Origin of the sequence: Tropicibacter sp. Alg240-R139 (assembly GCF_900537075.1) — a bacterium.
Classification (GTDB): Bacteria; Pseudomonadota; Alphaproteobacteria; order Rhodobacterales; family Rhodobacteraceae; genus Falsiruegeria.
Genome location: NZ_UNRA01000011.1, coordinates 17065 through 38011, shown reverse-complemented (window position 1 = coordinate 38011; position 20947 = coordinate 17065). Strand labels below are relative to the sequence as shown.

Below are 20947 nucleotides of genomic sequence, written 5' to 3'. Positions count from 1 at the left end.
CAGWAGTTCTGGCAGCATGGKCGCATCCCCGATGTTACTGCCGGTGACTTCGACTGCCCGAACCTCCAGCGTTTCTTCATCAACTCCTATATGTATCTTGCGCCAGATGCGGCGTTTGGAGCCACCGTGCTTGCGGGCATTCCACTCACCTTCACCTTCGGCTTTGATGCCTGTGCTGTCGATAAGGAGGTCCAATGGACCCTTGGAACCTCGATATGACAGGTCCACATTCAGTGTTCTCTGGCGGCAACATAGGGTGCTGAGGTCCGGCACGGTCCAGTCCAGACCGACCAACAGCAGCAAGCTCTGGACGAACCCAGTTGTCTGCCGAAGCGGCATGCCAAACAGGACCTTCAACGTCAGACAAGTCTGAATGGCGGCGTCGCTGAATTGCTGTTGCCGACCTCGTTTGCCGCTTGGCGACGGTGTCCAAACCATCTCCGGATCAAACCAGATCGACAGCGATCCGCGCCGCTTCAAGCTGCCATTGTAAGATGACCAATTCTTGGTCTTATACTTTGTAGGGGCCCAATTGCTCATCCCCCCTCGGCTATCATGCTGGATTCATACAATGAATCCCTTCAGCACATTTGTGCAACAAAGCCTTGATTGCTAACAAAAAAAACAAAAACCTGCCGTAAAGGAACGATCAGGTGTCATTTGTCATCAAGAAAAAAGTGGTGAGCCGTGTTGGGTTCGAACCAACGACCTACTGATTAAAAGTCAGTTGCTCTACCAACTGAGCTAACGGCCCACTCTTTTTTCGGATCTTTTCGATCCATGGCGCTCTCTAAGACATTTTCCCGGTTAGGTTCAAGGTCTTATTTTGCACCTCGTGTCGCTAATGTGTCCGGTGTTTCCGGCGACCCGATAGGCGGCCTAATTAGGGAGAGGGCGCGGAGGGGTCAACCCCTTTTTTAGAGAATCTCGCCTCAACGCTGGATTCATTTGGAGACCACAGTTATATGCCCGCCATGCAACAGAACACCGATAGCAATTTGCCCTTTATGAAGATGCACGGGCTGGGCAACGACTTTGTCGTTGTTGACGCGCGCGTAGGTGACATCGCCATCACGCCGGCCATGGCTCAGGGAATCGCACATCGCCAGTTCGGTGTAGGCTTTGATCAGCTTGCCGTGATTGAGCAAGGCAAAGGTGACGCGCATCTGGTGTTCTACAACGCTGATGGATCCACCTCGGGTGCATGTGGGAATGCGACTCGTTGTATTGCCCGCCATCTGATGATCGACAGCGGAAAGACCGAGCTGCACCTGACCACCGATCGCGGCGACCTCTGGGCACGAGATGCGGGTAACGGGCTGACGTCTGTGAACATGGGACATCCACAACTGATCTGGCACGAGGTGCCGCTCGCGCATGAGATGGACACGCTGCGCTTGCCCATCGACGGGGAACCATCCGCGACCGGTATGGGCAATCCGCATTGCACGTTTTTTGTCGAAGACGCCGAAGCCGTTGATCTGACAGCCTTTGGCGCTGCTCATGAATATCACCCGCTTTTCCCCGAACGCACCAACGTTCAGGTCGCACAGATCGTCAGCCCCCATCACATCCGAATGCGCGTGTGGGAACGAGGCGTGGGCATCACGCTGGCTTCGGGTTCGTCATCCTGCGCCACCGCTGTGGCCGCCGCACGGCGTGGGCTGACAGAGCGCTCTGTGCGCATTGATCTGGACGGCGGCACGCTTCACGTTGACTGGCGTGACGATGGGGTCTGGATGACAGGGCCGACGATGCATGTCTTTACAGGCGCCTTCACCCACGAATTCCTGGAGGGCCTCACATGAGCGCGCCCAAGTTCACTACGCTCGGCTGCCGCCTGAACGCCTATGAAACCGAGGCGATGAAAGAGCTGTCGCAGCAGGCGGGCCTGAAGGATGCAGTGATCGTAAACACCTGCGCCGTTACGGCTGAGGCAGTGCGCAAGGCGCGGCAAGAGATTCGCAAGCTGCGCCGCAAAAACCCCGACGCTCGACTGATCGTCACCGGCTGTGCGGCACAAACCGAACCGCAGACCTTTTCCGCGATGGAAGAGGTCGACGCCGTTATTGGCAACACCGAAAAGATGCAACCTGACATTTGGAAAGGCATGGCTGCTGATTTCATCGGTGAGACCGAAACCGTTCAGGTAGACGACATCATGTCAGTGACCGAAACAGCCGGTCATCTGATCGACGGCTTTGGCACCCGCTCGCGCGCTTATGTGCAGGTCCAGAACGGATGTGATCACCGCTGCACCTTCTGCATTATCCCCTATGGCCGCGGCAACTCGCGAAGCGTTCCGGCGGGCGTTGTAGTGGATCAGGTCAAGCGGCTGGTGGATCGGGGTTATAACGAGGTCGTGCTGACCGGCGTCGACCTGACTTCATGGGGGGCTGACCTGCCTGCGAAACCCAAGCTGGGTGACCTGGTGATGCGCATCTTGAAACTGGTGCCGGATCTGCCGCGCCTGCGGATCAGTTCGATTGATTCGATCGAGGTGGACGAGAACCTGATGCAGGCCATCGCGACCGAACCACGCCTGATGCCCCACCTGCATCTGTCGCTGCAGCACGGTGACGATCTGATTCTAAAGCGGATGAAACGCCGCCATCTGCGCGACGATGCTATCCGGTTCACCGAAGAGGCCCGCAAGCTGCGCCCCGAGATGACCTTTGGCGCCGATATCATCGCCGGTTTCCCAACCGAATCTGAGGCGCATTTCGAAAATTCGCTGAAACTGGTGAGTGATTGTGACCTGACCTGGTTGCACGTCTTCCCTTATTCCAAGCGCGAAGGCACTCCAGCGGCCAAGATCCCCAATCAGGTCAACGGCAAGATCATCAAGGACCGCGCCGCCCGCCTGCGTGCGGCCGGGGATGCACAGGTCGACCGGCATCTGCAGGCGCAGCTTGGCAAGACCCATCACATCCTGATGGAAAACCCTCACATGGGCCGGACCGAGCAATTTACCGAAGTGCGTTTTGATGCGCCGCAGGCCGAGGGGCAGATCGTGCAGGCCAATGTCACCGGGATTGACGGCATACAGCTGGTGGCCTGAGCGCTACCAGACAAACGGAAAAATGCGGCAACGGGTGTTTTCTCGATAAGCATCATAGTCGGGCAACGTGTCGACCAACATACGCTCTTCGACGATCACACGCAGGATCAGGGCGATGAAGGTAACAAGCAGCATCCCCAGGCTTGCCAAACTGCCCAACCAGACACCTGCCCCCGCCTGCATCAGCAGGAACGACAGATACATCGGATGCCGAACCAAAGCGTAAGGTCCCGATGTGACCAAGACTTGCCCGACCCCGGATTGATCCGCGACAATCGGTATCGCAAAAGCATTCACAAAGATGACCCACAGGCACAGGGCATATCCCGCGACTGCAATCCAACCCGCTAAGGACGCGACGTTCGCCGACGGTGGGCCAAGGATATGCCACCAGAAGACATCCAAGGGGACAAACATCACCGACGACGCAAGAGCCGCCAAAACACTGGCTGTGGCCCACTTGTCAGCAAAGGGTTGCACCGCGCTTGCGGGGCGGCGCAGGCGCGCCTCAAGGCTCTGTGGTGCGATCACGGCCATAACCACCGTCGACACCCCCAGAAGCGCCGCATAGGACGCCAGAAGCTGCGTGCCACGTGGCCAGAACCACTCTCCTGCGATCAGACCAGCGGGGGCGATCATCAGGGCATATAGCAATACCAGTTGTGTTGCCGCGCCCGCCAGTCCGCGCAAGATCAATCCCAAGACGCCCCACCAAATAAAGAAAAACCCCCGGCACCTTGCGGGCCGGGGGTTTCAATTACCAGAGCTTTGAACCAGATCAGGCTTTCTTCTTGCCTTTGATCGGTGCCCAGAGGCGCTTGTTGGTCAGGTACAGCAGAACCGACAGCAGGGTCAGGAACAGCACGCCAACAAAACCGGCCTGCTTGCGGGCCATCATCTTGGGCTCGGCTGTCCACATCAGGAAGGCCGAGACGTCTTCGGACATCGCCACGACATCGTTAGCGTGGCCATCAATGAACTCGACTTGCTCGTCAAACAGGGGCGGCGCCATCGAGATCCAGCCGCCTGGAAAGGCGGTGTTCTCGTACAAGATCGCACCTGCTTCTTCTTTTTCCTTGCCGGTGTAACCGGACAACAGCGAAGCAATGTATTCCGCGCCGCCCATACCCTTGACCAACTGGTTGATGCCCAGGCCATAGGGGCCGTGGAAACCGGCGCGCGCCTTGGCCATAAGGCTCAAGTCAGGTGCGCCAGCGTTGTCGTTGGCCGGGAAGTTGTCCGCGGGGATCGCAGGGCGATCGTCGTCCAGATCTTCGTCGTAAACCGAGAAGTTGTCCGCGGCATAGGCACGGACCTGATCCTCGGGGATGCCAGGACCATCTTCGTCCGACAGGGTCCGCAAGGGGATGTACCGCAGGCCGTGGCAGGCCGAACAAACCTCGGTATAGATCTGCAAACCGCGCTGAAGCTGGTTCTGGTCATAGGTGCCAAAGGGACCTTCGAACGAGAACGCAAAGTCCTCGATGTGCTGGTCGCCACCACCTGCCGCAATTGCTGCGACAGGGGCAAAGGCCAGAGCGGCACCTAGTACAAGTTTCTTGAACATGGGTTTCGGTCCCTCTTATTCAGCTGGCGTGGCGTCGGCGTCAGCCTTGCCATAATGCGCGTTGAAGTCTTCTTCGATGGTTTCCGGTTGTGGCAGCGGCTTCTCGATCACGCCCAACAGGGGCAAGATGACCAGGAAGTAACCGAACCAATAGGCGGAACCGATCAACGAGAAGGACGCATAGGGTTCTTCGGCAGGCATTGCACCCAGCCACATCAGGACAAAGAAGTCCACGATCAGCAGGTAGAACCACCACTTGAACATCGGGCGATACTGACCCGAACGCACGTTCGATGTGTCCAACCAAGGTGCCAGCGCCATGACAGCAATCGCACCAAACATCGCGATCACACCAAAGAACTTGGCGTCGATGATGCCACCAGTCACAAAGCTGACCAGCTGCACCAGCCACACATCGGCGGTAAAGGCACGCAGGATCGCGTAGAACGGCAGGAAGTACCATTCAGGAACGATGTGCGCGGGCGTCACCAGCGGATTGGCTTCGATGTAGTTGTCGGGGTGACCCAGGTAGTTGGGCATAAAGCCGACGATGGCCCAGAAGATCACTAAAACAACGGCCAGACCCAGGAAATCCTTGATCACAAAGTACGGCCAGAACGGCAGGGTGTCTTTCTTGACGTCTTCTTTCGACGTGCGGCGAACTTCAACACCGGTGGGGTTGTTGTTGCCCGTGGTGTGGAACGCCCAGATGTGCACGATCACCAGCGCCGCAATCACAAACGGCAACAGATAATGCAGCGAGAAGAAGCGGTTCAAGGTCGCGTTGTCCACGGCCGGACCACCCAACAGCAGGGTCTGGATCGGCTCGCCAATGAACGGGATCGCACCAAACAGGCCGGTGATCACAGTTGCGCCCCAGAACGACATCTGACCCCAGGGCAGAACATAGCCCATGAATCCGGTGCCCATCATCAAGACAAAGATAAGCATCCCGATGATCCACGTGATTTCACGCGGCGCTTTGTACGAACCGTAAAACAGGCCACGAAACATGTGAATGTAGACCGCAACAAAGAACAGCGAAGCGCCGTTCATGTGCAGGTAGCGGAGCATGTAGCCGCCGTTCACGTTGCGCATGATGTGCTCGACGCTGGCGAATGCCAGATCAACGTGTGGGGTATAATGCATCACCAGAACGATACCGGTGACAATCTGCAGCGCCAGGCAGAACGCCAGGACGATGCCCCAAATCCACCACCAGTTCAGGTTCTTGGGAGTGGGGATCATGATGGTGTCGTAAACGAGGCCGACGATGGGCAGGCGGCTGTGCAGCCACTTTTCGCCATTGCTCTTCGGCTCGTAATGATCGTGCGGAATTCCGGACATCTGGGTCCCCCTTAGCCGAGCTTGATGGTTGTGGCATCGACCCATTCAACGGGCGGAATGGGCAGGTTTTCAGGCGCGGGGCCTTTGCGAATTCGACCGGCGAGGTCGTAGTGTGAACCGTGGCAGGGACAGAACCAGCCACCAAATTCGCCTGCATCCCCGAGTGGTACACAGCCAAGGTGGGTACAGACACCCATCTGAACGATCCACGCGCCTGGCGCTTCGCCTTCGGGCGAGGGCATGACACGGTTGGCATCGGTTGCCGGTGCATCCGAGTTCAGGTTCAAGTTGCGGGCCAGCGGATCAGGCAGTGCGTCAACACCTTCGGCATCCTGTTCCTGCGCTTCCTTGATCTCGGCACCTGTGCGGTGACGGATAAACACAGGCTTACCCAGCCATTTAACGGTCAGCTGCGTGCCCGGCTCGACCCCGCTTACATCCTGACGGATCGAGGACAGCGCCTGAACGTCTGCTGAGGGGTTCATCTGATTGACAAGGGGCCAAACCGCCGCCCCTGTGGCTACGACACCTGCGCCAGCCGTGGCGTAGTAGAGGAAATCTCTGCGGGTGCCTTCGTGGTCTTCTGCGTGGGACACGAGGTTTTCTCCGATTCCAGCGCCCGGCGAACGGGCAAACATGCATCAGCACCACACGAATGCGGTGACTTATCGCGGGTATCTAGCGGCAGGAAATTGGTTCGTCCAGCGGTCATAGGCGCGCAGGAGCGAGTTATTCGCACTTCATGTCGCGGTGCGGACACACAATTTCAAGCTGCGCCGCTCACGAAACTCCATTTCCTCGCCAAATCTCAGCCTTCAGGCGGGCGAGTCGCTTCCAGACTGGGTCGCGATTCGAATTCGGCATACCATGCGGCAAGTGCATCATTGCCCTTGCGCCATCCGCGCGCATCATGGCGGAAATCCACATACCCCAGGGCACAGGCCACCGCGATTTGGCCCATATCCAAAGGCCCGGTCAGATGCGCCATCCAGCGTTGGTTCAGCGCCGCACAGGCCCGCTCGATCTTGGCCCATTGCGCATCGGCCCAGCTGTCCCACTGCATTCTTTCGGGGCGAAGCCGACTTTCGTACGTAATGAGCAGAGCTGCGTCCAATATCCCGTCCGCTAACGCCTCCAGCGTCAACGTGTCCCACCGGGCATTGCCGTCAGGATAGAGACCACCCTGCGTCCGCGCGTCCAAGAAGGTACAGATCACGCGGCTATCGAAAAGCGTCGGTCCATCCGGGCGTTCCAGCGCGGGTACTTTGGTTAGGGGATTCTTGCCCAAAAGCGGATCCGCCGGGTCAAGCGGTGTACCGCTTGCGTCGATCAGTTCGACATCGTCCAGCTGACCTGTTTCATGCAAAAGCACCATGACCTTGCGCACGTAGGGCGACGTTGGGCTGTAGTAGAGTTTCATGATGACTGTTCCCTGTTCCATCCGATTGCTTTGGGCAAATGTGTAGCAACCACGACCGAGGTTTCAATTTCTTTCGCCAAAACCAGTCCAACTGGGTCAAGATGTTCCTATAGTCTGATTGGAGATCACCAGTATGGCAAAAATTTCGAATTTCGCTCTTGCTCTGTTGCTGGCGTGTGTCCAGGCAACGGTTGCACGTGGAGATGATAGAGACCCAATCGGCGCCGCCATTCATGACTTGCCGATCTTTGACGCCCACATCCATTACAAGGAACCCGCCTGGAACACCTATCCGGTCGAAAGTGTCATCGAAATGATGGATCGCAACGGTGTGGCGATGGGGCTGGTATCATCTACCCCGGACGAAGGCACCATTATGTTGTGGGAATACGCCCCCAATCGCATTGTTCCGGAACTGCGCCCCTATCACGGCAGTGCGGGTTCTTCGAATTGGACTAAGGTCACGGATATGGAGGCTTATCTGACCAACCGCTTAACCCGCTTTCCCCACGAAGGGATCGGCGAGTTTCACATTCATCGCCTCGATACCTCGGACGAACCGTTCTTTCGGTCGGTCATCCAAATGGCTCGCGAGCGCGACATCTTTCTGCATGTGCACTCCAGCAGCGAACCCATTCGCTGGCTCTATTCCCTGGACCCGCAGGTCAAGATCATCTGGGCCCATGCCGGACTGGGAGACAGCGCCACAACCGTTTTCGATTTGATGAACAGCCACCCCGAGCTGCTTGCAGACACTTCGCTGAGGGAAAACGAGATCCTGGGCTGGGGAAGGGGTCTAGACCCGGATTGGAAAAGGGTCATCTTCGCCTTTCCGGATCGCCTGATGGTGGGCAGTGATACCTGGGTAAACGGCCAATGGGACGATTATGATGAGATCATCCAGTCAAATCGCGCCTGGCTGGCCCTGTTACCGCGCGACATCGCCGAGCAGATCGCCTATCGCAATGCTGAACGGATCTTTGGACGCAGCATCTCGATGGATCAGATCGGCACGCGCTGATTGCGCAAGGAAAACACGTTCGTGCCCCAACGTCGTGTTTGTGCGGCTGGCAAACTGGCTTCTAGTCTCAAACTCAGAACCTGTTTGACCCAAGAGGTGGCCACGTGCCCGAAACAATATCTATGCAACGAGGCACCTGCCGTATCGGCGATGTCGCCCTCAGTTATGTTGAGCGGCACGCTGACAAACGCGACCGTGGACCGACACTGCTTTTTGCCCACGCCACCGGGTTTCACGCACGTATCTGGGACCAGGTCATCAGCCATCTGCCCGCAGTACATTCCATCTGCGTTGACCTTCATGGGCACGGGCAATCCACCGGCGGTCCGTTTTCCAGTTGGTCAGATCTCGGCGAAGAAATGGCGGTCTTCATTCGCGGCCTGAACTTGATCGACCTCGTCTGTGTCGGGCATTCCTTGGGCGGTCATGCTCTGGCGCAGGCAACGATCAAGAACCCGCAATCTGTTCGCGCGCTGCTCCTTATTGATCCCGTGATCATGAACCCCGAGATATACGCGCTTGCCGATACTCTGTCGCCCGAAGGCGCACAACATCCAGCAGCACAGCGCAAACGCAACTTTACCTCGGTACAAGAGATGATCGACCGCTTCCGCGACCGCTCTCCCTATTCGCTGTTCACGCCGCAAGTCTTGCAGGACTACTGCGAACACGGGCTGCTGCCGACGGATACCGGATTAACGCTCGCCTGCCCGCCCGAGGTTGAGGCGAGTTCGTACATGTTGCCAATGACCGGCGCGTTCATCCTGGATCATCTGGATCAGGTCACTTGCCCGGTCACAGTGCTGCGGGGCCACACCATGGACATGAAGTCATTTGGCGATTTCACGCGCTCGCCGACCTGGCCGGGACTGGCCGACGCCCTGCCGAACGGGACGGATGTTCACCGCCCGGACCTGTCCCATTTCATGCCCATGCAAGACCCTGCCTTTGTGGCAAACCATGTCGCTCGGGCTGCGCAGCTGGATCAGGTTCAACCCGCCTGATCCACGTCCCGCATCCACTGCGCCAATACGTCGACTTCTGATCCCAAAACTGCACCCTCAATACTGCCCACCGCACTCAATCGCGCGTCTACAGCCTTGTTCTGGTTCAACTTCCAAGTGCCTTGAACATCCTCGATCATCAGACGACACGGCACGATCTGGCGCATCATTCGACCCAAAGCCTCCGGCTCCATCTTGTCGGCGGTCCAAGCCGGCTTTGGGGCAAGACGCGCCTCGAACACTGCCGACTGGCGATCCAACACGCCCCGCAGTTCATCCTGAGGCCGCAGCTCAAGCCGCCCGATCAGATGCACTGCCACATAGTTCCACGTCGGAACCTGATCCGGCACACCGTACCAATCCGGCGAGACATAGGCATCCGGCCCGCTGACCGCGATTCGCGCCTGCAGCGCCTGCTTTAGCGCGCGGGCAATCGGATTTGAGCGCACCAGATGCAAATCAGCCCAAGCCCCGTCATCTGACAAAATGAACGGCACGTGGGACAACAGCGGCGCCCCCTCGACCGAAACCGCCAAAACGCCAAAACCGCGCTCGCGCGCAAACTGCAGGTTGGTTTCATGGTCAGCGGTTCGAAAAACGGGGTTTGGATGCATCATTTTTCTTTCTGTCGTGCAAAATTGGTCTTGCAGATTGCGCCCCTCATTGGCAAGGTCCGCCTCGTTCTCAGGGCGGGGCGAAATTCCCCACCGGCGGTATGCGGGCATTGCGACCCGTAAGCCCGCGAGCGGCCCTCAATTCGAGGGTGTCAGCAGATCTGGTGAGATGCCAGAGCCGACGGTCATAGTCCGGATGAAAGAGAACGTACAGGACGGGTCCAGACCCGGCCCTGTTCGTGATCGCCTTGGGTGACGTGTCAGAACCAAAGGAGATTAAGATGACACACACCCGATATGCCTTTATCAAGGCCCAATGGCATGCCGACATCGTCGACCGTGCGCTCGACGGTTTTCAGGAACTGATCCCAGCTGACCAGATCGACGTCTTTGACGTCCCCGGCGCGTTCGAAATGCCCTTGCTCGCGCAAGAATTGGCAAAGACCGGTCAATACGCCGCCGTGGCTTGCGCCGCGTTTGTCGTAGATGGCGGCATCTATCGCCATGACTTCGTGGCCCAGGCTGTCGTTGACGGGCTGATGCGCGCAGGCATGGATACTGGCGTCCCTGTCTTGTCGGTTTCACTCACACCGCATCACTATCAGGAAACTGATCATCACAACGCAATATACAGTGCTCATTTTGTCGAAAAGGGCCGCGAGGCGGCAAACGCCGCACTGATGATCGGTCAGACCCGCGCCAAGCTTGCAGACGCGGCCTGATCCCTGGTTTTGCAAAAAACTCTTGAGAGAGGGCAGCGCCCCTCTCTCGGCTCGTGCAAGCAAATCCTCTTGAGACCCAAAGCACAGCCCGCTAAGCACGGGGTCGCAAAGGAGCACACCCCATGTCGATGAACAGCTTTGGACACCTTTTCCGCGTCACCACCTGGGGTGAAAGCCACGGGCCCGCCTTGGGCGCCACTGTTGACGGTTGCCCCCCCGGCGTTCAGATCGACGAGGCGATGATCCAGCACTGGCTGGACAAGCGCAAACCGGGTCAGAACAAATTCACAACCCAACGCCGCGAATCCGATCAGGTGAAAATCCTGTCCGGTGTGTTCGAAGGGCAGACAACGGGCACGCCAGTCCAGTTGATGATCGAAAACACCGATCAGCGCAGCAAGGACTATGGCGACATCATGGACAAGTTCCGCCCCGGTCACGCCGACATCACCTATTGGCAGAAGTACGGCATCCGCGACTATCGCGGCGGCGGGCGCAGCTCGGCCCGTGAAACCGCATCGCGTGTGGCTGCAGGTGGGCTGGCGCGCGAGGCAATCAAGCAAATCGCACCCAATGTGCAGATTACAGGCTACATGACGCAGATCGGCCCTAACAAGATCGACCGCAATAACTTTGACTGGTCGCAGATCAAGCAGAACCCGTTTTGGACACCCGATGCACAGGCTGCTGATGACTGGGCCGAATATCTGAATGAATTGCGCAAGTCCGGCAATTCGGTTGGTGCCGTGGTCGAGATCGTGGCACGAGGCGTCCCTGCAGGGCTTGGCGCGCCGATTTATGGCAAGTTAGACACTGATCTCGCGGCCGCAATGATGTCGATCAACGCCGTCAAGGGCGTCGAGATCGGCGAAGGCATGGCAGCCGCCGAGCTGACAGGCGAGGCCAACGCCGACGAGATCTTTATGGGGCAAAACGGCCCGCAATACAGTTCGAACCACGCGGGCGGCATTCTGGGCGGCATTTCGACGGGACAGGACGTTGTTGTGCGTTTTGCCGTCAAACCGACATCCTCGATCCTGACCACGCGCAAAACGATCACCAAATCCGGCGAAGAGACCGAGATCATCACCAAGGGCCGCCACGACCCATGCGTTGGCATTCGTGCCGTTCCCGTGGGCGAGGCAATGATGGCTTGCGTGATCCTGGACCACCTGCTGCTGCACCGCGGCCAGATCGGAGAGAACCGTGGCCCCATCGGCTGAGCTGCGCGCGCAACTGCGTACCATCGTTACCAAGCGGATGAGCCGCGACAGCGCCCACGATCTAGCCCATCTCGACCGGGTTTGGCTGAACGTGCAAAAGATCGCACCTGCCGAGGCGAACCCCGCCGTTCTGCTGGGCGCGGCCTACCTGCATGATCTGGTGAACCTTCCCAAGGATTCGCCAGAACGCTCCGAAGCCTCTCGCATGGCCGCGACCGAAGCGGGTCCAATTCTTGCTGACCTTGGGCTGACCGAGGCCGAAGTCAAAGCAACGCAACACGCCATCGAAGCGCACAGCTTTTCCGCTGGCATTCCACCCGAAACCATCGAGGCGCAAGTGCTGCGCGATGCTGATCGGTTGGACGCCCTAGGAGCTATCGGAGTTGCCCGTACTTTCGCTGTGGCTGGCGCCTTGGGTCAGGAACTCTATCACCCGACCGATCCTTTTGCAGAGACCCGCGATCTGAACGACATCCGCTATTCCGTCGATCATTGGCGGGTCAAACTGCTGTCTCTGCCAAAGGGCATGATCACCGATAATGGTCGCGAGCTGGCGCAAGCCCGCGCCGCGTTGATGATCCGGTTCCTGGATGACTTTGCCGATGAAATCGGCGCAACCGTGCCCGAGGCCTGGATTACTTGAGCACCGACATCCTGACCATCACCTTTCCGATCTATGCCGCCATCGCCATTGGCTTTGTGGTCGTGAAACTGGGATGGTTCGGACAATCGGACATGCGCACGCTTGGCAAGTACGTCATGGATATCGCCCTACCCGCATTGTTGTTCAACGCCATGGCCAGCCGCGATTTTGCCGAGGTGTTTCACCCCGGCTACATGCTAGTCTTTGCCTTAGGCGGTTTGGCAACGATCACCGTCAGCTACCTGTGGTTCACCGCCACCCAGACTGAACCACCGCGCCGCGCCGTTGCGGTCATGGGTACGACCTGCCCCAACTCTGGCTTTATCGGCTACCCGGTGATGCTGCTGACCTTTCCCGATCTGGCGGGCGTCATTCTGGCGTTAAACATGCTGGTGGAAAACATCCTGCTGATCCCGGTCTGCTTGATCTTGATGGATGTGGCTCGGGGGGCGCAGAATGTGTCGATTGCCAATCGGGTCATCGGCATCCTGGGTGGTGTCCTGAAGCGCCCCATGGTGATCGGTCTCCTTTTGGGGCTGGCAGTCTCGATCATTCGCGTCCCGATCGCCGGACCGGTCACACAGCTGTTTCATATGCTCGCCGCCTCGGCTTCGGCCTTGTCTTTGGTCGTCATCGGCGGATCGCTTGCGGGTTTGTCTTTGCGAGGCAACCATTGGAAGGCGGCCCAGGTTGCGCTTGGCAAGCTGATCTTGCATCCGGCTTTGGTGGCCCTGGCAGCTGTCGCCGTCACTGCAATGGGATTGTCTCTGTCGCCCGAGCTGACTGCCGCTGTCATCCTGTCCGCCGCCATGCCGATGTTCGGCATCTATTCGGTTCTGGCGCAGGAAAGTGGGCACGAAGGCATGGCGTCCATCGCCATGCTCATCGCGACCGCCCTGGGGTTCGTTACCCTGTCGGTTCTTCTGGGCGTCCTGACCTAACCCCAGGACGCTGGGGATGATCCCAATTCAACCGACGGGCGATCCCAGCGCATGGGCGCACCTTCGACATCTATTCCTGGCTTCAACCGCTTGGCTGGCCCCCAAGGTGTGTTCTCGACCCAATCGTCCAGATCGGTTGGCGACGAACCGGCAATCTCAAGCCCGGAAACTGGATCTAACGCGGCCAAAAGCTCGGCTGTGCGCGCCAATGACAACCGCGCGCGGTGGATGCCTTCCCCCCGAATCGCCCGCGTCAGAGCCGAAACCACAGCTGCAGCCATGAAATACCCTGTCGCGTGATCCAACGCTTGCACCGGCAGTGGATAAGGTTTTGCCGACCCTGCCCAGCTCATCCCAGCCTCGGCAATACCGCAACTCATCTGCACCAACGAGTCGAACCCACGTCGCCCGGACCACGGCCCGGTCCAACCATAGGCATCAAGGCTCACCTCGACCAGATTATCGGGACGGTCCCGGCCGATTAGCGCATCCACAGCGCCGGGCCTGTACCCATGCACCAGCACATCAGCTTTTGCCAAAAGATCTTGCAATATCGCCTTATCAGAGCCTTTTTTCAGATCCAGATGGCAGCAACGTTTGCCCAAGGTCACATCCGGCACAACACCTGGTTCACACCAACTTTCCGGATCGACACGCAAAACATCAGCCCCAAAGCCTGCCAACGTTCGTGTGGCTACCGGCCCCGCCAACACGCGAGTCAGATCCAGAACACGCAAGCCTGCCAGGGGCCGCGCCGCAGTTGCCGCCCAATCCCGGACCTGCCCAGCGCACCGATCCCAATAAACCAAAGGTTCCGCGGCCACAGCCGCGCCTTGCGGATGCGCCTGCCAATCCGTTCGGCTGCGCATGGCGGCGGCTGCGCCGTCAATCTCGACAATCGCGGCCTCTAACGCGTCTGCATCCCAACCAGCAACCGCCTGGGCAACCGCATCCGGGTCCCCCCGACACTCCAGCACAGAAAGCGCTGCCCTACGGTGATGAGGCGCGTTGGTGTGCAGTTTGATCCACCCATCGCGGGTCTGATAGTCGCCCGCAATTGTGTCCCAAGAGGGTGGCACCTCCCACCCTTGCGGATGGATCGACCAAGTAAACCAGAGCGAGGCCAACCTGCGATCGATCCGCACGTCGGGATTTGGCCCGAAATTCATCGCCTCGATCAAATCAGATACCGCCCCGCCGACAGCGCCCATCGACTGACAGGCCAAATCGGTCACAGCAAAGCGGGAGATCCAGGCGCCCTCTCCAACCACATGGGCGGGCGACGTTCCAAAGGCCCTGGTAATCTCATCCATCAGAGAAGATCATAGAATAGGTTTCGCGCAGCGCTTTCTTTTGTACCTTACCCATGGTGTTGCGCGGCAAGGTGTCCAAGACGATAACACGCTTGGGCTGTTTAAACTTGGCCAACCGTCCTTGCAGCGCCTCGTTGACAACTTCCGCTGACGTCCCTTCACCTTCTGGCACAACCACGGCCACCACGCCTTCGCCAAAGTCAGGGTGCGGTACACCAATGACCGCACTTTCCAGCACGCCGGGCATGTCGTCGATCAGGCTCTCGACTTCTTTTGGGTAGACATTGAAGCCGCCGGTGATGATTAGATCCTTTTCCCGACCGACGATCGTGACGTATCCATCGGCGTCGATCTTGGCCATGTCGCCGGTGATGAACCAGCCATCTGGGCGCAATTCTTCAGCGGTCTTCTCGGGCATCTGCCAATAGCCTTGAAACACGTTGGCCCCGCGCACTTCCAAAACGCCAATCTCGCCTGTGGGCACCTCGGCACCCTCGTCCATCACCCGCGCTTCGACCCCCGGCAATGGAAAGCCAACGGTGCCCGCGCGGCGCTCGCCGTCATAGGGGTTCGACGTGCTCATGTTGGTTTCTGTCATACCATAGCGTTCCAGGATGCGATGGCCGGTGCGCGACTCCCACTGCTCGTGCGTGTCGACCAGCAAGGGGGCTGAGCCAGAAATGAACAGCCTCATTTTACCCGCTCGTTCGCGTGTCAGACGTTCGTCCGCCAGCAGGCGGGTGTAGAAGGTTGGCACTCCCATGAGTGCAGTAGAGGTCGGCATCGCATTTAGGATCGCGTCAGCATCGAACCCTGGCAGGAACACGACCTGCGCCCCTGACAGCAACGCAACATTGGTTGCCACAAACAGACCGTGCGTGTGAAAGATTGGCAGCGCGTGGATCAGCACGTCATCCGCAGTAAACCGCCAATAATCGCGCAACACGGTGGAGTTCGAGGCAAGGTTGTCATGACTCAGCATCGCACCCTTGGACCGCCCCGTTGTGCCCGAGGTATAAAGGATCGCTGCCAGATCATCGGGTTTGCGCGAAACGACGTCAAACCCGTCTTGTGCATCGGCGAGGTCGCGCAAGCTCCCTTGCCCGGTCGTGTCTAAGGTTAGCACTTCGGCACCTTCTGACACGGCAGAAATTTCGGACAGACGAACAGGATCACAAACCATAACACCCGGATCGGCATCGCCGACGAAATAGGCGACTTCAGGGCCTGTATAGGCTGTGTTGAGCGGCAGAAAGATACCGCCTGCCATGACCGTTCCCAAATAAAGCTCTATCGCCTGAATAGTCTTGGCCACCTGCACCGCAATCCGATCACCCGGCCCGACACCACAAGCGACCAACGCCGCCGCCATCCGTTCAGCCCCTGCGAACAAAGCGCCAAAACTGACCGCTTCACCGCTTGTCAGACGGGCAAATACGTCGTCTTCGCGTCCCTTGGAGGCTGCTTTGAGTTGTGAGATCAGATGGTTCCTGTCGTACATGGCCAATTCCTCTTTCTGCGGGTGCACAATGGGTTACCCTTAAGGCGAAAATCAAGCGATTGATCTTTGCCGGACAAAAGCGCAGGTTCGCGCCATGGCGAAAAACTTAACATCGCATCGGCCTATGTTGGCCATCGGCCTTAAGACCACCGCGATCTTTCTGTTCACTGCAATGGCGGCTTTGATCAAGTATCTGTCCGAGGATATCCCGGCCGGCGAGGCGGTGTTTTTTCGCTCGTTCTTTGCCATTCCGGTCATCGTCGTCTGGTTGATCTCACGGGGTGAGTTGCGCAACGGGTTGATTGCCAAAAAGCCGATGAATCACTTCTGGCGCGGCGTTCTAGGAACGTCTGCCATGGGATTGACCTTTACTGGCCTGGGCCTTCTGCCCCTGCCCGAAGTGACCGCCATCGGCTTTGCCACTCCGATTTTCACTTTGGTTCTGGCCGCCATTTTTCTGGGCGAACGCATCCGAATGATTCGCATCGGTGCGGTTTTGGTGGGGCTGTTGGGCGTCGTCATCATGCTTTGGCCTCGACTAGGTGGAAATGCCGAAGCGGAAGAGCTTGCGATGATTGGTGCGCTTTGCGTGCTGGCTGCGACTTTTGCACGGGCCTTTGTGCAAATCCACATCCGCCAGATGGTGCAAACCGAACATACCGCAGCGATCGTATTCTATTTCTCGGCCACCGCATCGGTTCTGTCGCTGATGACGCTGCCGTTTGGCTGGGTGATGCCGACAACCGAGCAATTTTCTTTGCTGGTGCTTGCGGGGCTGGTCGGCGGATGTGCGCAAATACTCGTGACATCATCTTATCGCTTTGGCCCGGCCTCGATGCTGGCGCCTTATGACTACACTTCGATGATCTTTGCTGTTCTGATTGGTTATTTCTGGTTCAGCGAGCTGCCCACCTCGATGATGATCGCCGGTGCCACACTGGTCATCGCCGCGAACGCACTGGTCGTGTGGCGGGAACACAAGCTGGGCCTGGAACGGGGCAAGGCGCGATCTGTGACAGACCCAAAAAGTTGACTTTACCTTTGCGCCATAGCCCTTAGGGTGTGGCGCGCAATGAAAAGGGTTTCCCATGAGCGACGCAGAGAGCCACAAAGATAAGATGAAAGAGGTGCAGGCCAAGCACCGCGAACGGGTCTCGCAATTGCAAGACCCCGAGCAGGGGCTGGTTTTGATCCACACCGGCAAGGGCAAGGGCAAATCCTCGTCCGCGTTTGGAGTTGTGGTGCGCGCCTTGGGTTGGGGCCAAAAGGTGGCCGTGGTTCAGTTCATCAAAGGCAAGTGGAAGACGGGCGAGCGTCGGTTCTTTGAAGAGCACGGGCAGGTGACCTGGCACACCATGGGTGAAGGGTTCACCTGGGACACCCAGGACAAGGACCGCGATATCGCTGCTGCGCAGGCTGCATTCGGCAAAGCCGCTGATCTGATCGCAAGTGGCGATTATGATCTGGTGGTGTTGGACGAGATCAACATCGCCCTTCGGTACGAATATCTGAGCGTCGAACAGGTGATCGAAGCGCTAGACAAGCGCACCGAGAAAACCGGTGTGATCCTGACTGGCCGGGACGCTCCACAACCGCTGTGTGACTATGCCGATCTGGTCACCGAAATGACCGAGATCAAGCACCCCTTCAAAGCCGGGATCAAGGCACAACGCGGCGTCGATTTTTGATTTTTCAGCGTCAATTGCCGCTGTTTGGCGTCTAAATTTGCGTTAAGGCGACCCGAGTTACCACTTGTGGTTGTAGGTGAAGGCGGTCTAGCATCGCCTTACCCCATCTGTTTGAGCATGATATGAAACAGATCATCGCCTTTTTCGCCCTACTGTTCGGTGTCGGCTATGCTGCCGCCGGATCGGATCTGCAGCAAGCGATCGACCTTTGGCTAGGCGGCAACGACACAGACAGCCTTCCGATGCTGTCTACACTTGCCAAGTCCGGAGATGCCGACGCCAGGCTGCTACTGGCGCAGATCGAGATAACGGACAAGGGCCCCTCTCCATACAGAATGAGCTTGGACAAGGATCAGTCGCGCGCGTTGTTCCGACAAGAGGATCCGACATCACCGTTTGCCAAGAGCTGGCTAACGGTCGAAGCCGAACAAGGCAACGCGTTGGCGCAAGCCCTGCTGCGAGCGCGCGGCTCTGAGCCGGACCTGGAGGTGATCACACAATTGGTCAAGTTAGGCGCACAGCAGGCAACAGATCACCCGACATTGATGGTGGCCCTGTATGGCACACCAGAGGATCGCGAGTGGTTGCTTAACAGCCCAGTCACGCTGCCTGAGCTGGAACCATACCTAAAATTCTTGTCAGGTCGACCTGAACAAAATGGCGCCGGCCTGGCCGCATTGCGCCACATAACAGACGAAAACCAAGACGTCTCAGCAGATGATCCCGAAACGCTCGGCATGGCTGGGCTGCTGGCGCTTGGCATCGGCTTCGGAGACGCCTCATCAGACAATCGCTGGCGCCAATCAGTTCAGAACTGGGTCATGACCGCGCCCGAAACCCTCCCTATTGCCAATGTGTGCGATGCACACTGTGGCTCTCAGGCTGCTGCGTGCGGTATGGCAATGATGGCTTTGGCAGGCGGGTACTACGAAGTGATCCGCATAGACAGCCCCTTGGAAAAGTTGATCCCGCAAGGCACGTTTCTGAACAGCCCGCGTGCTCAGTTGATGACCCTGCGTCGCGCTGCGCTTGCAAGGTCCGAGACAAACAACCCGCCAGACCTGAAAGCGATCGCAGCCTATTCCCAATGTGCCGCTGATCTGATCCGACAAGAGCGCCAAGCCTATCGTTGATCCAAGGGCTTTGAAAAGGAAGCGCCCCGAACAAACCGGGACGCCCCTGTCCGCTATGCAATCAGATCGCGCCGGTTTTCGGGTCCAACGTCACCGACCACAGTTTGGTATCAGCACGGTCCATCAGACGGACGGTCATCTGCTCGGTCGCACCGTCGATGTCGACCAGACCAAAGAACTGCAGCCCTTCGCTGGGGGGCAAGTTCACACCTTGACCTTCGGCCGGGGCCTTGACGAATTTCACCTCGGGACCAAAGGTGCCGTCCAGCTTGTTGGGCCCAAATGTTCCGGCATGCAAGGGGCCTGAAACGAACTCCCAAAACGGTTCGAAGTCCTGGAATTGTGCCTTATTAGGGTCGTAGTAATGCGCTGCGGTGTAATGCACATCCGCCGTAAACCAGACGGTGTTTTTGACCCCACCGGTCTTAATAAACCGCAGCAGGTCAGCGATCTCTAACTCGCGCCCTTTGGCCGGGCCATCGTCCCCGTTTGCTACTGCTTCGGCCCCGGCCTGTTCGCGCCAGTTGTCCCAGACGATCAAACCAATTGGCATGTCGGATGCAATCACTTTCCACGTCGCCTGCGACGCCGCCAGTTCTCGCTTAAGCCAGGCCAGCTGCTCGGCGCCCAGTATGCGGGACTGATCGGTGATCTCATCCTCCATCGACGCTCCGTTAGGGCCGCGATAACTGCGCAGGTCCAGGAAGAAGACGTCCAGCATCGGCCCGTACGAGATCTTGCGGTAGACACGCCCCGGCTCAGACGGGGTGATCCGCAGCGGGGTCATCTCGTGGAACGCACGACCAGCGCGCGATTGCAGCACATGCACCGACTTCTCGGTATAGCGGTCGTCCGAGATCAGATCCTTGGCGTCCGACCAATTATTGACCACCTCATGATCGTCCCACTGGAAAAAGGTCGGACAAACGGCATTCATCGCCCTGACATGCTCATCCATCAGGTTGTATTTCCACTGGGCGCGGAATTCATCCAACGACTCGGCCACTTTGCGCTTTTCGTCGATCAGAGTGGTGTTCTTCCAAATCAACTGCCCATCTTTTTCAACCTCGTCCTGCATCGGACCATCCGCATAAACCGTGTCACCCGAATGGATGAAGAAGTCAGGCTTGTGCTGCGCCATGGTCGCATAGGTGCGCATGCCATCGTCGTCGATGCCCCACCCCTGTCCAGCGGTATCGCCTGACCAGGCAAAGCGAACATCCCGGCGCGACGTCGGCGCGGTGCGGAATTGGCCCACGATAGGCTCGGATGTGACGTTGATGTCGTTCAGATCGGCCGCAACGAAGCGGTAAAAGATATCCTGATCAGACGGCAACCCATTCACCAGCCGCTTGACGGCCAGGTCGCTGGTGGGGATGGCATCCATCGGGGCCAGCTTGCGGGTGTTTGCAAAGCTCTCGGTGGTCGAAACCTCCATCATCACGCGCGCCGGGCGGTCCGTGCGGGTCCAGATCATGCCCGAGGATGTGTCGACATCGCCGGACTGCACCCCGTGCGTGAACACAGGCCGCGATGCGGCGCGGCTGATGGCGGGCATGGCAAGCGCGGCGGCAAATGCGGTGCTGCCCGCTAGAAAGGCGCGGCGGTGGGGTCGTAGAAACGTGGTCATAGAGCTCTCCTGTCTTGCAATCATAAAGCGATCGCGGGAATGGTGAGCCAAAAAAACCGCGTGCTTGTAAAACACGCGGTTCAAATTTGTGAACTTCCGATGAAAGAAGCGCAGGCTTT

General features: G+C 58.3%; 21 protein-coding genes, 1 tRNA gene and 1 riboswitch. Of the genes, 11 read left to right on the top strand and 11 right to left on the bottom strand.

The window, feature by feature from the left end:
- Together G6R15_RS22375 and G6R15_RS22370 are read right to left on the bottom strand one after the other, a co-directional pair.
- The coding region (locus tag G6R15_RS22375; RefSeq protein WP_164662283.1) for an IS5 family transposase at positions 1–540 on the bottom strand (540 nt) is incomplete at its 3' end.
- A gap of 138 nt (positions 541–678) precedes the next feature.
- Positions 679–754 (bottom strand) — tRNA-Lys (locus tag G6R15_RS22370).
- A 211-nt stretch (positions 755–965) separates the two neighbouring features.
- On the opposite strand from G6R15_RS22370, the gene dapF reads away from it, so the two are divergent.
- Both dapF and mtaB read left to right on the top strand, forming a co-directional pair.
- Positions 966–1808, top strand: a complete 843-nt coding sequence (dapF, locus tag G6R15_RS22365) for a diaminopimelate epimerase (RefSeq protein ID WP_164662282.1) — start codon at positions 966–968, stop codon at positions 1806–1808.
- On the top strand, positions 1805–3061 hold the full coding sequence (gene mtaB / locus G6R15_RS22360; protein ID WP_164662281.1) for a tRNA (N(6)-L-threonylcarbamoyladenosine(37)-C(2))-methylthiotransferase MtaB: 1257 nt from the start codon (positions 1805–1807) through the stop codon (positions 3059–3061). The genes dapF and mtaB overlap by 4 nt, the downstream gene beginning before the upstream one ends.
- Positions 3062–3064: 3 nt before the next feature.
- Here the strand turns inward: mtaB and G6R15_RS22355 are convergent, their stop codons facing one another.
- From G6R15_RS22355 to G6R15_RS22335, 5 genes are all read right to left on the bottom strand, one after another.
- Positions 3065–3763: an isoprenylcysteine carboxylmethyltransferase family protein gene (locus G6R15_RS22355; protein ID WP_164662280.1), complete on the bottom strand. Its 699-nt coding sequence runs from the start codon at positions 3761–3763 to the stop codon at positions 3065–3067.
- Positions 3764–3839: 76 nt separating this feature from the next.
- Positions 3840–4628 carry a cytochrome c1 gene (locus G6R15_RS22350; protein ID WP_164662279.1) on the bottom strand — a complete coding sequence of 263 codons (789 nt, stop codon included), beginning with the start codon at positions 4626–4628 and terminating at the stop codon, positions 3840–3842.
- A gap of 15 nt (positions 4629–4643) precedes the next feature.
- Positions 4644–5975 carry a cytochrome b gene (gene petB, locus G6R15_RS22345; protein ID WP_164662278.1) on the bottom strand — a complete coding sequence of 444 codons (1332 nt, stop codon included), beginning with the start codon at positions 5973–5975 and terminating at the stop codon, positions 4644–4646.
- Between the two features lie 11 nt (positions 5976–5986).
- Complete coding sequence (petA, locus tag G6R15_RS22340) at positions 5987–6571, bottom strand: ubiquinol-cytochrome c reductase iron-sulfur subunit (RefSeq protein ID WP_164662277.1); 585 nt, start codon at positions 6569–6571, stop codon at positions 5987–5989.
- A 212-nt stretch (positions 6572–6783) separates the two neighbouring features.
- On the bottom strand, positions 6784–7395 hold the full coding sequence (locus G6R15_RS22335; RefSeq protein ID WP_164662285.1) for a glutathione S-transferase: 612 nt from the start codon (positions 7393–7395) through the stop codon (positions 6784–6786).
- A gap of 133 nt (positions 7396–7528) precedes the next feature.
- On the opposite strand from G6R15_RS22335, the gene G6R15_RS22330 reads away from it, so the two are divergent.
- Positions 7529–8416, top strand: coding sequence for an amidohydrolase family protein (locus G6R15_RS22330; RefSeq protein ID WP_164662276.1), 888 nt, complete (start codon positions 7529–7531; stop codon positions 8414–8416).
- 104 nt (positions 8417–8520) lie between these two features.
- The gene (locus G6R15_RS22325; protein ID WP_205520632.1) at positions 8521–9420 is read left to right on the top strand and encodes an alpha/beta fold hydrolase; all 900 of its coding nucleotides are present in this window, start codon (positions 8521–8523) and stop codon (positions 9418–9420) included.
- Here G6R15_RS22325 and G6R15_RS22320 read toward each other — a convergent pair.
- Positions 9408–10034: an FMN-binding negative transcriptional regulator gene (locus G6R15_RS22320; protein WP_164662284.1), complete on the bottom strand. Its 627-nt coding sequence runs from the start codon at positions 10032–10034 to the stop codon at positions 9408–9410. The genes G6R15_RS22325 and G6R15_RS22320 overlap by 13 nt on opposite strands.
- Positions 10035–10096: 62 nt before the next feature.
- Positions 10097–10246, top strand: a riboswitch (FMN riboswitch).
- Between the two features lie 69 nt (positions 10247–10315).
- On the opposite strand from G6R15_RS22320, the gene G6R15_RS22315 reads away from it, so the two are divergent.
- The 4 genes from G6R15_RS22315 (at position 10316) to G6R15_RS22300 (ending at position 13563) form a co-directional block, all read left to right on the top strand.
- Positions 10316–10756, top strand: coding sequence for a 6,7-dimethyl-8-ribityllumazine synthase (locus tag G6R15_RS22315; protein WP_164662274.1), 441 nt, complete (start codon positions 10316–10318; stop codon positions 10754–10756).
- A gap of 122 nt (positions 10757–10878) precedes the next feature.
- A complete protein-coding gene (gene aroC / locus G6R15_RS22310; protein ID WP_164662273.1) occupies positions 10879–11979 on the top strand; it encodes a chorismate synthase in 1101 nt (366 codons plus the stop codon).
- A complete protein-coding gene (locus G6R15_RS22305; protein WP_164662272.1) occupies positions 11963–12622 on the top strand; it encodes an HD domain-containing protein in 660 nt (219 codons plus the stop codon). The genes aroC and G6R15_RS22305 overlap by 17 nt, the downstream gene beginning before the upstream one ends.
- On the top strand, positions 12619–13563 hold the full coding sequence (locus G6R15_RS22300; RefSeq protein WP_164662271.1) for an AEC family transporter: 945 nt from the start codon (positions 12619–12621) through the stop codon (positions 13561–13563). The genes G6R15_RS22305 and G6R15_RS22300 overlap by 4 nt, the downstream gene beginning before the upstream one ends.
- Here the strand turns inward: G6R15_RS22300 and G6R15_RS22295 are convergent.
- Positions 13560–14876: a CoA transferase gene (locus tag G6R15_RS22295; protein WP_164662270.1), complete on the bottom strand. Its 1317-nt coding sequence runs from the start codon at positions 14874–14876 to the stop codon at positions 13560–13562. The genes G6R15_RS22300 and G6R15_RS22295 overlap by 4 nt on opposite strands.
- On the bottom strand, positions 14869–16377 hold the full coding sequence (locus G6R15_RS22290; RefSeq protein ID WP_164662269.1) for a malonyl-CoA synthase: 1509 nt from the start codon (positions 16375–16377) through the stop codon (positions 14869–14871). Before G6R15_RS22290 ends, G6R15_RS22295 begins: the two co-directional genes overlap by 8 nt.
- A 94-nt stretch (positions 16378–16471) precedes the next feature.
- Between G6R15_RS22290 and G6R15_RS22285 the strand changes: the two genes are divergently transcribed.
- From G6R15_RS22285 to G6R15_RS22275, 3 genes are all read left to right on the top strand, one after another.
- The gene (locus tag G6R15_RS22285; RefSeq protein WP_164662268.1) at positions 16472–17410 is read left to right on the top strand and encodes a DMT family transporter; all 939 of its coding nucleotides are present in this window, start codon (positions 16472–16474) and stop codon (positions 17408–17410) included.
- Positions 17411–17465: 55 nt separating this feature from the next.
- Positions 17466–18065, top strand: coding sequence for a cob(I)yrinic acid a,c-diamide adenosyltransferase (gene cobO / locus G6R15_RS22280; RefSeq protein WP_164662267.1), 600 nt, complete (start codon positions 17466–17468; stop codon positions 18063–18065).
- 122 nt (positions 18066–18187) lie between these two features.
- Positions 18188–19198, top strand: coding sequence for a hypothetical protein (locus G6R15_RS22275; RefSeq protein ID WP_164662266.1), 1011 nt, complete (start codon positions 18188–18190; stop codon positions 19196–19198).
- Positions 19199–19259: 61 nt separating this feature from the next.
- Here G6R15_RS22275 and G6R15_RS22270 read toward each other — a convergent pair whose 3' ends face one another.
- On the bottom strand, positions 19260–20828 hold the full coding sequence (locus G6R15_RS22270; RefSeq protein WP_164662265.1) for an alkaline phosphatase: 1569 nt from the start codon (positions 20826–20828) through the stop codon (positions 19260–19262).
- Positions 20829–20947 lie beyond the last annotated feature (119 nt).

Excerpts from the sequence above, each read along its gene's own strand:
- dapF (WP_164662282.1), top strand. The coding sequence starts at position 966 with ATGCCCGCCATGCAACAGAACACCGATAGCAATTTGCCCTTTATGAAG.
- mtaB (WP_164662281.1), top strand. The coding sequence starts at position 1,805 with ATGAGCGCGCCCAAGTTCACTACGCTCGGCTGCCGCCTGAACGCCTAT.
- G6R15_RS22350 (WP_164662279.1), bottom strand. The coding sequence starts at position 4,628 with ATGTTCAAGAAACTTGTACTAGGTGCCGCTCTGGCCTTTGCCCCTGTC.
- petB (WP_164662278.1), bottom strand. The coding sequence starts at position 5,975 with ATGTCCGGAATTCCGCACGATCATTACGAGCCGAAGAGCAATGGCGAA.
- G6R15_RS22335 (WP_164662285.1), bottom strand. The coding sequence starts at position 7,395 with ATGAAACTCTACTACAGCCCAACGTCGCCCTACGTGCGCAAGGTCATG.
- G6R15_RS22330 (WP_164662276.1), top strand. The coding sequence starts at position 7,529 with ATGGCAAAAATTTCGAATTTCGCTCTTGCTCTGTTGCTGGCGTGTGTC.
- G6R15_RS22320 (WP_164662284.1), bottom strand. The coding sequence starts at position 10,034 with ATGCATCCAAACCCCGTTTTTCGAACCGCTGACCATGAAACCAACCTG.
- G6R15_RS22315 (WP_164662274.1), top strand. The coding sequence starts at position 10,316 with ATGACACACACCCGATATGCCTTTATCAAGGCCCAATGGCATGCCGAC.
- aroC (WP_164662273.1), top strand. The coding sequence starts at position 10,879 with ATGTCGATGAACAGCTTTGGACACCTTTTCCGCGTCACCACCTGGGGT.
- G6R15_RS22295 (WP_164662270.1), bottom strand. The coding sequence starts at position 14,876 with ATGGATGAGATTACCAGGGCCTTTGGAACGTCGCCCGCCCATGTGGTT.
- G6R15_RS22290 (WP_164662269.1), bottom strand. The coding sequence starts at position 16,377 with ATGTACGACAGGAACCATCTGATCTCACAACTCAAAGCAGCCTCCAAG.
- G6R15_RS22285 (WP_164662268.1), top strand. The coding sequence starts at position 16,472 with ATGGCGAAAAACTTAACATCGCATCGGCCTATGTTGGCCATCGGCCTT.
- cobO (WP_164662267.1), top strand. The coding sequence starts at position 17,466 with ATGAGCGACGCAGAGAGCCACAAAGATAAGATGAAAGAGGTGCAGGCC.
- G6R15_RS22275 (WP_164662266.1), top strand. The coding sequence starts at position 18,188 with ATGAAACAGATCATCGCCTTTTTCGCCCTACTGTTCGGTGTCGGCTAT.
- G6R15_RS22270 (WP_164662265.1), bottom strand. The coding sequence starts at position 20,828 with ATGACCACGTTTCTACGACCCCACCGCCGCGCCTTTCTAGCGGGCAGC.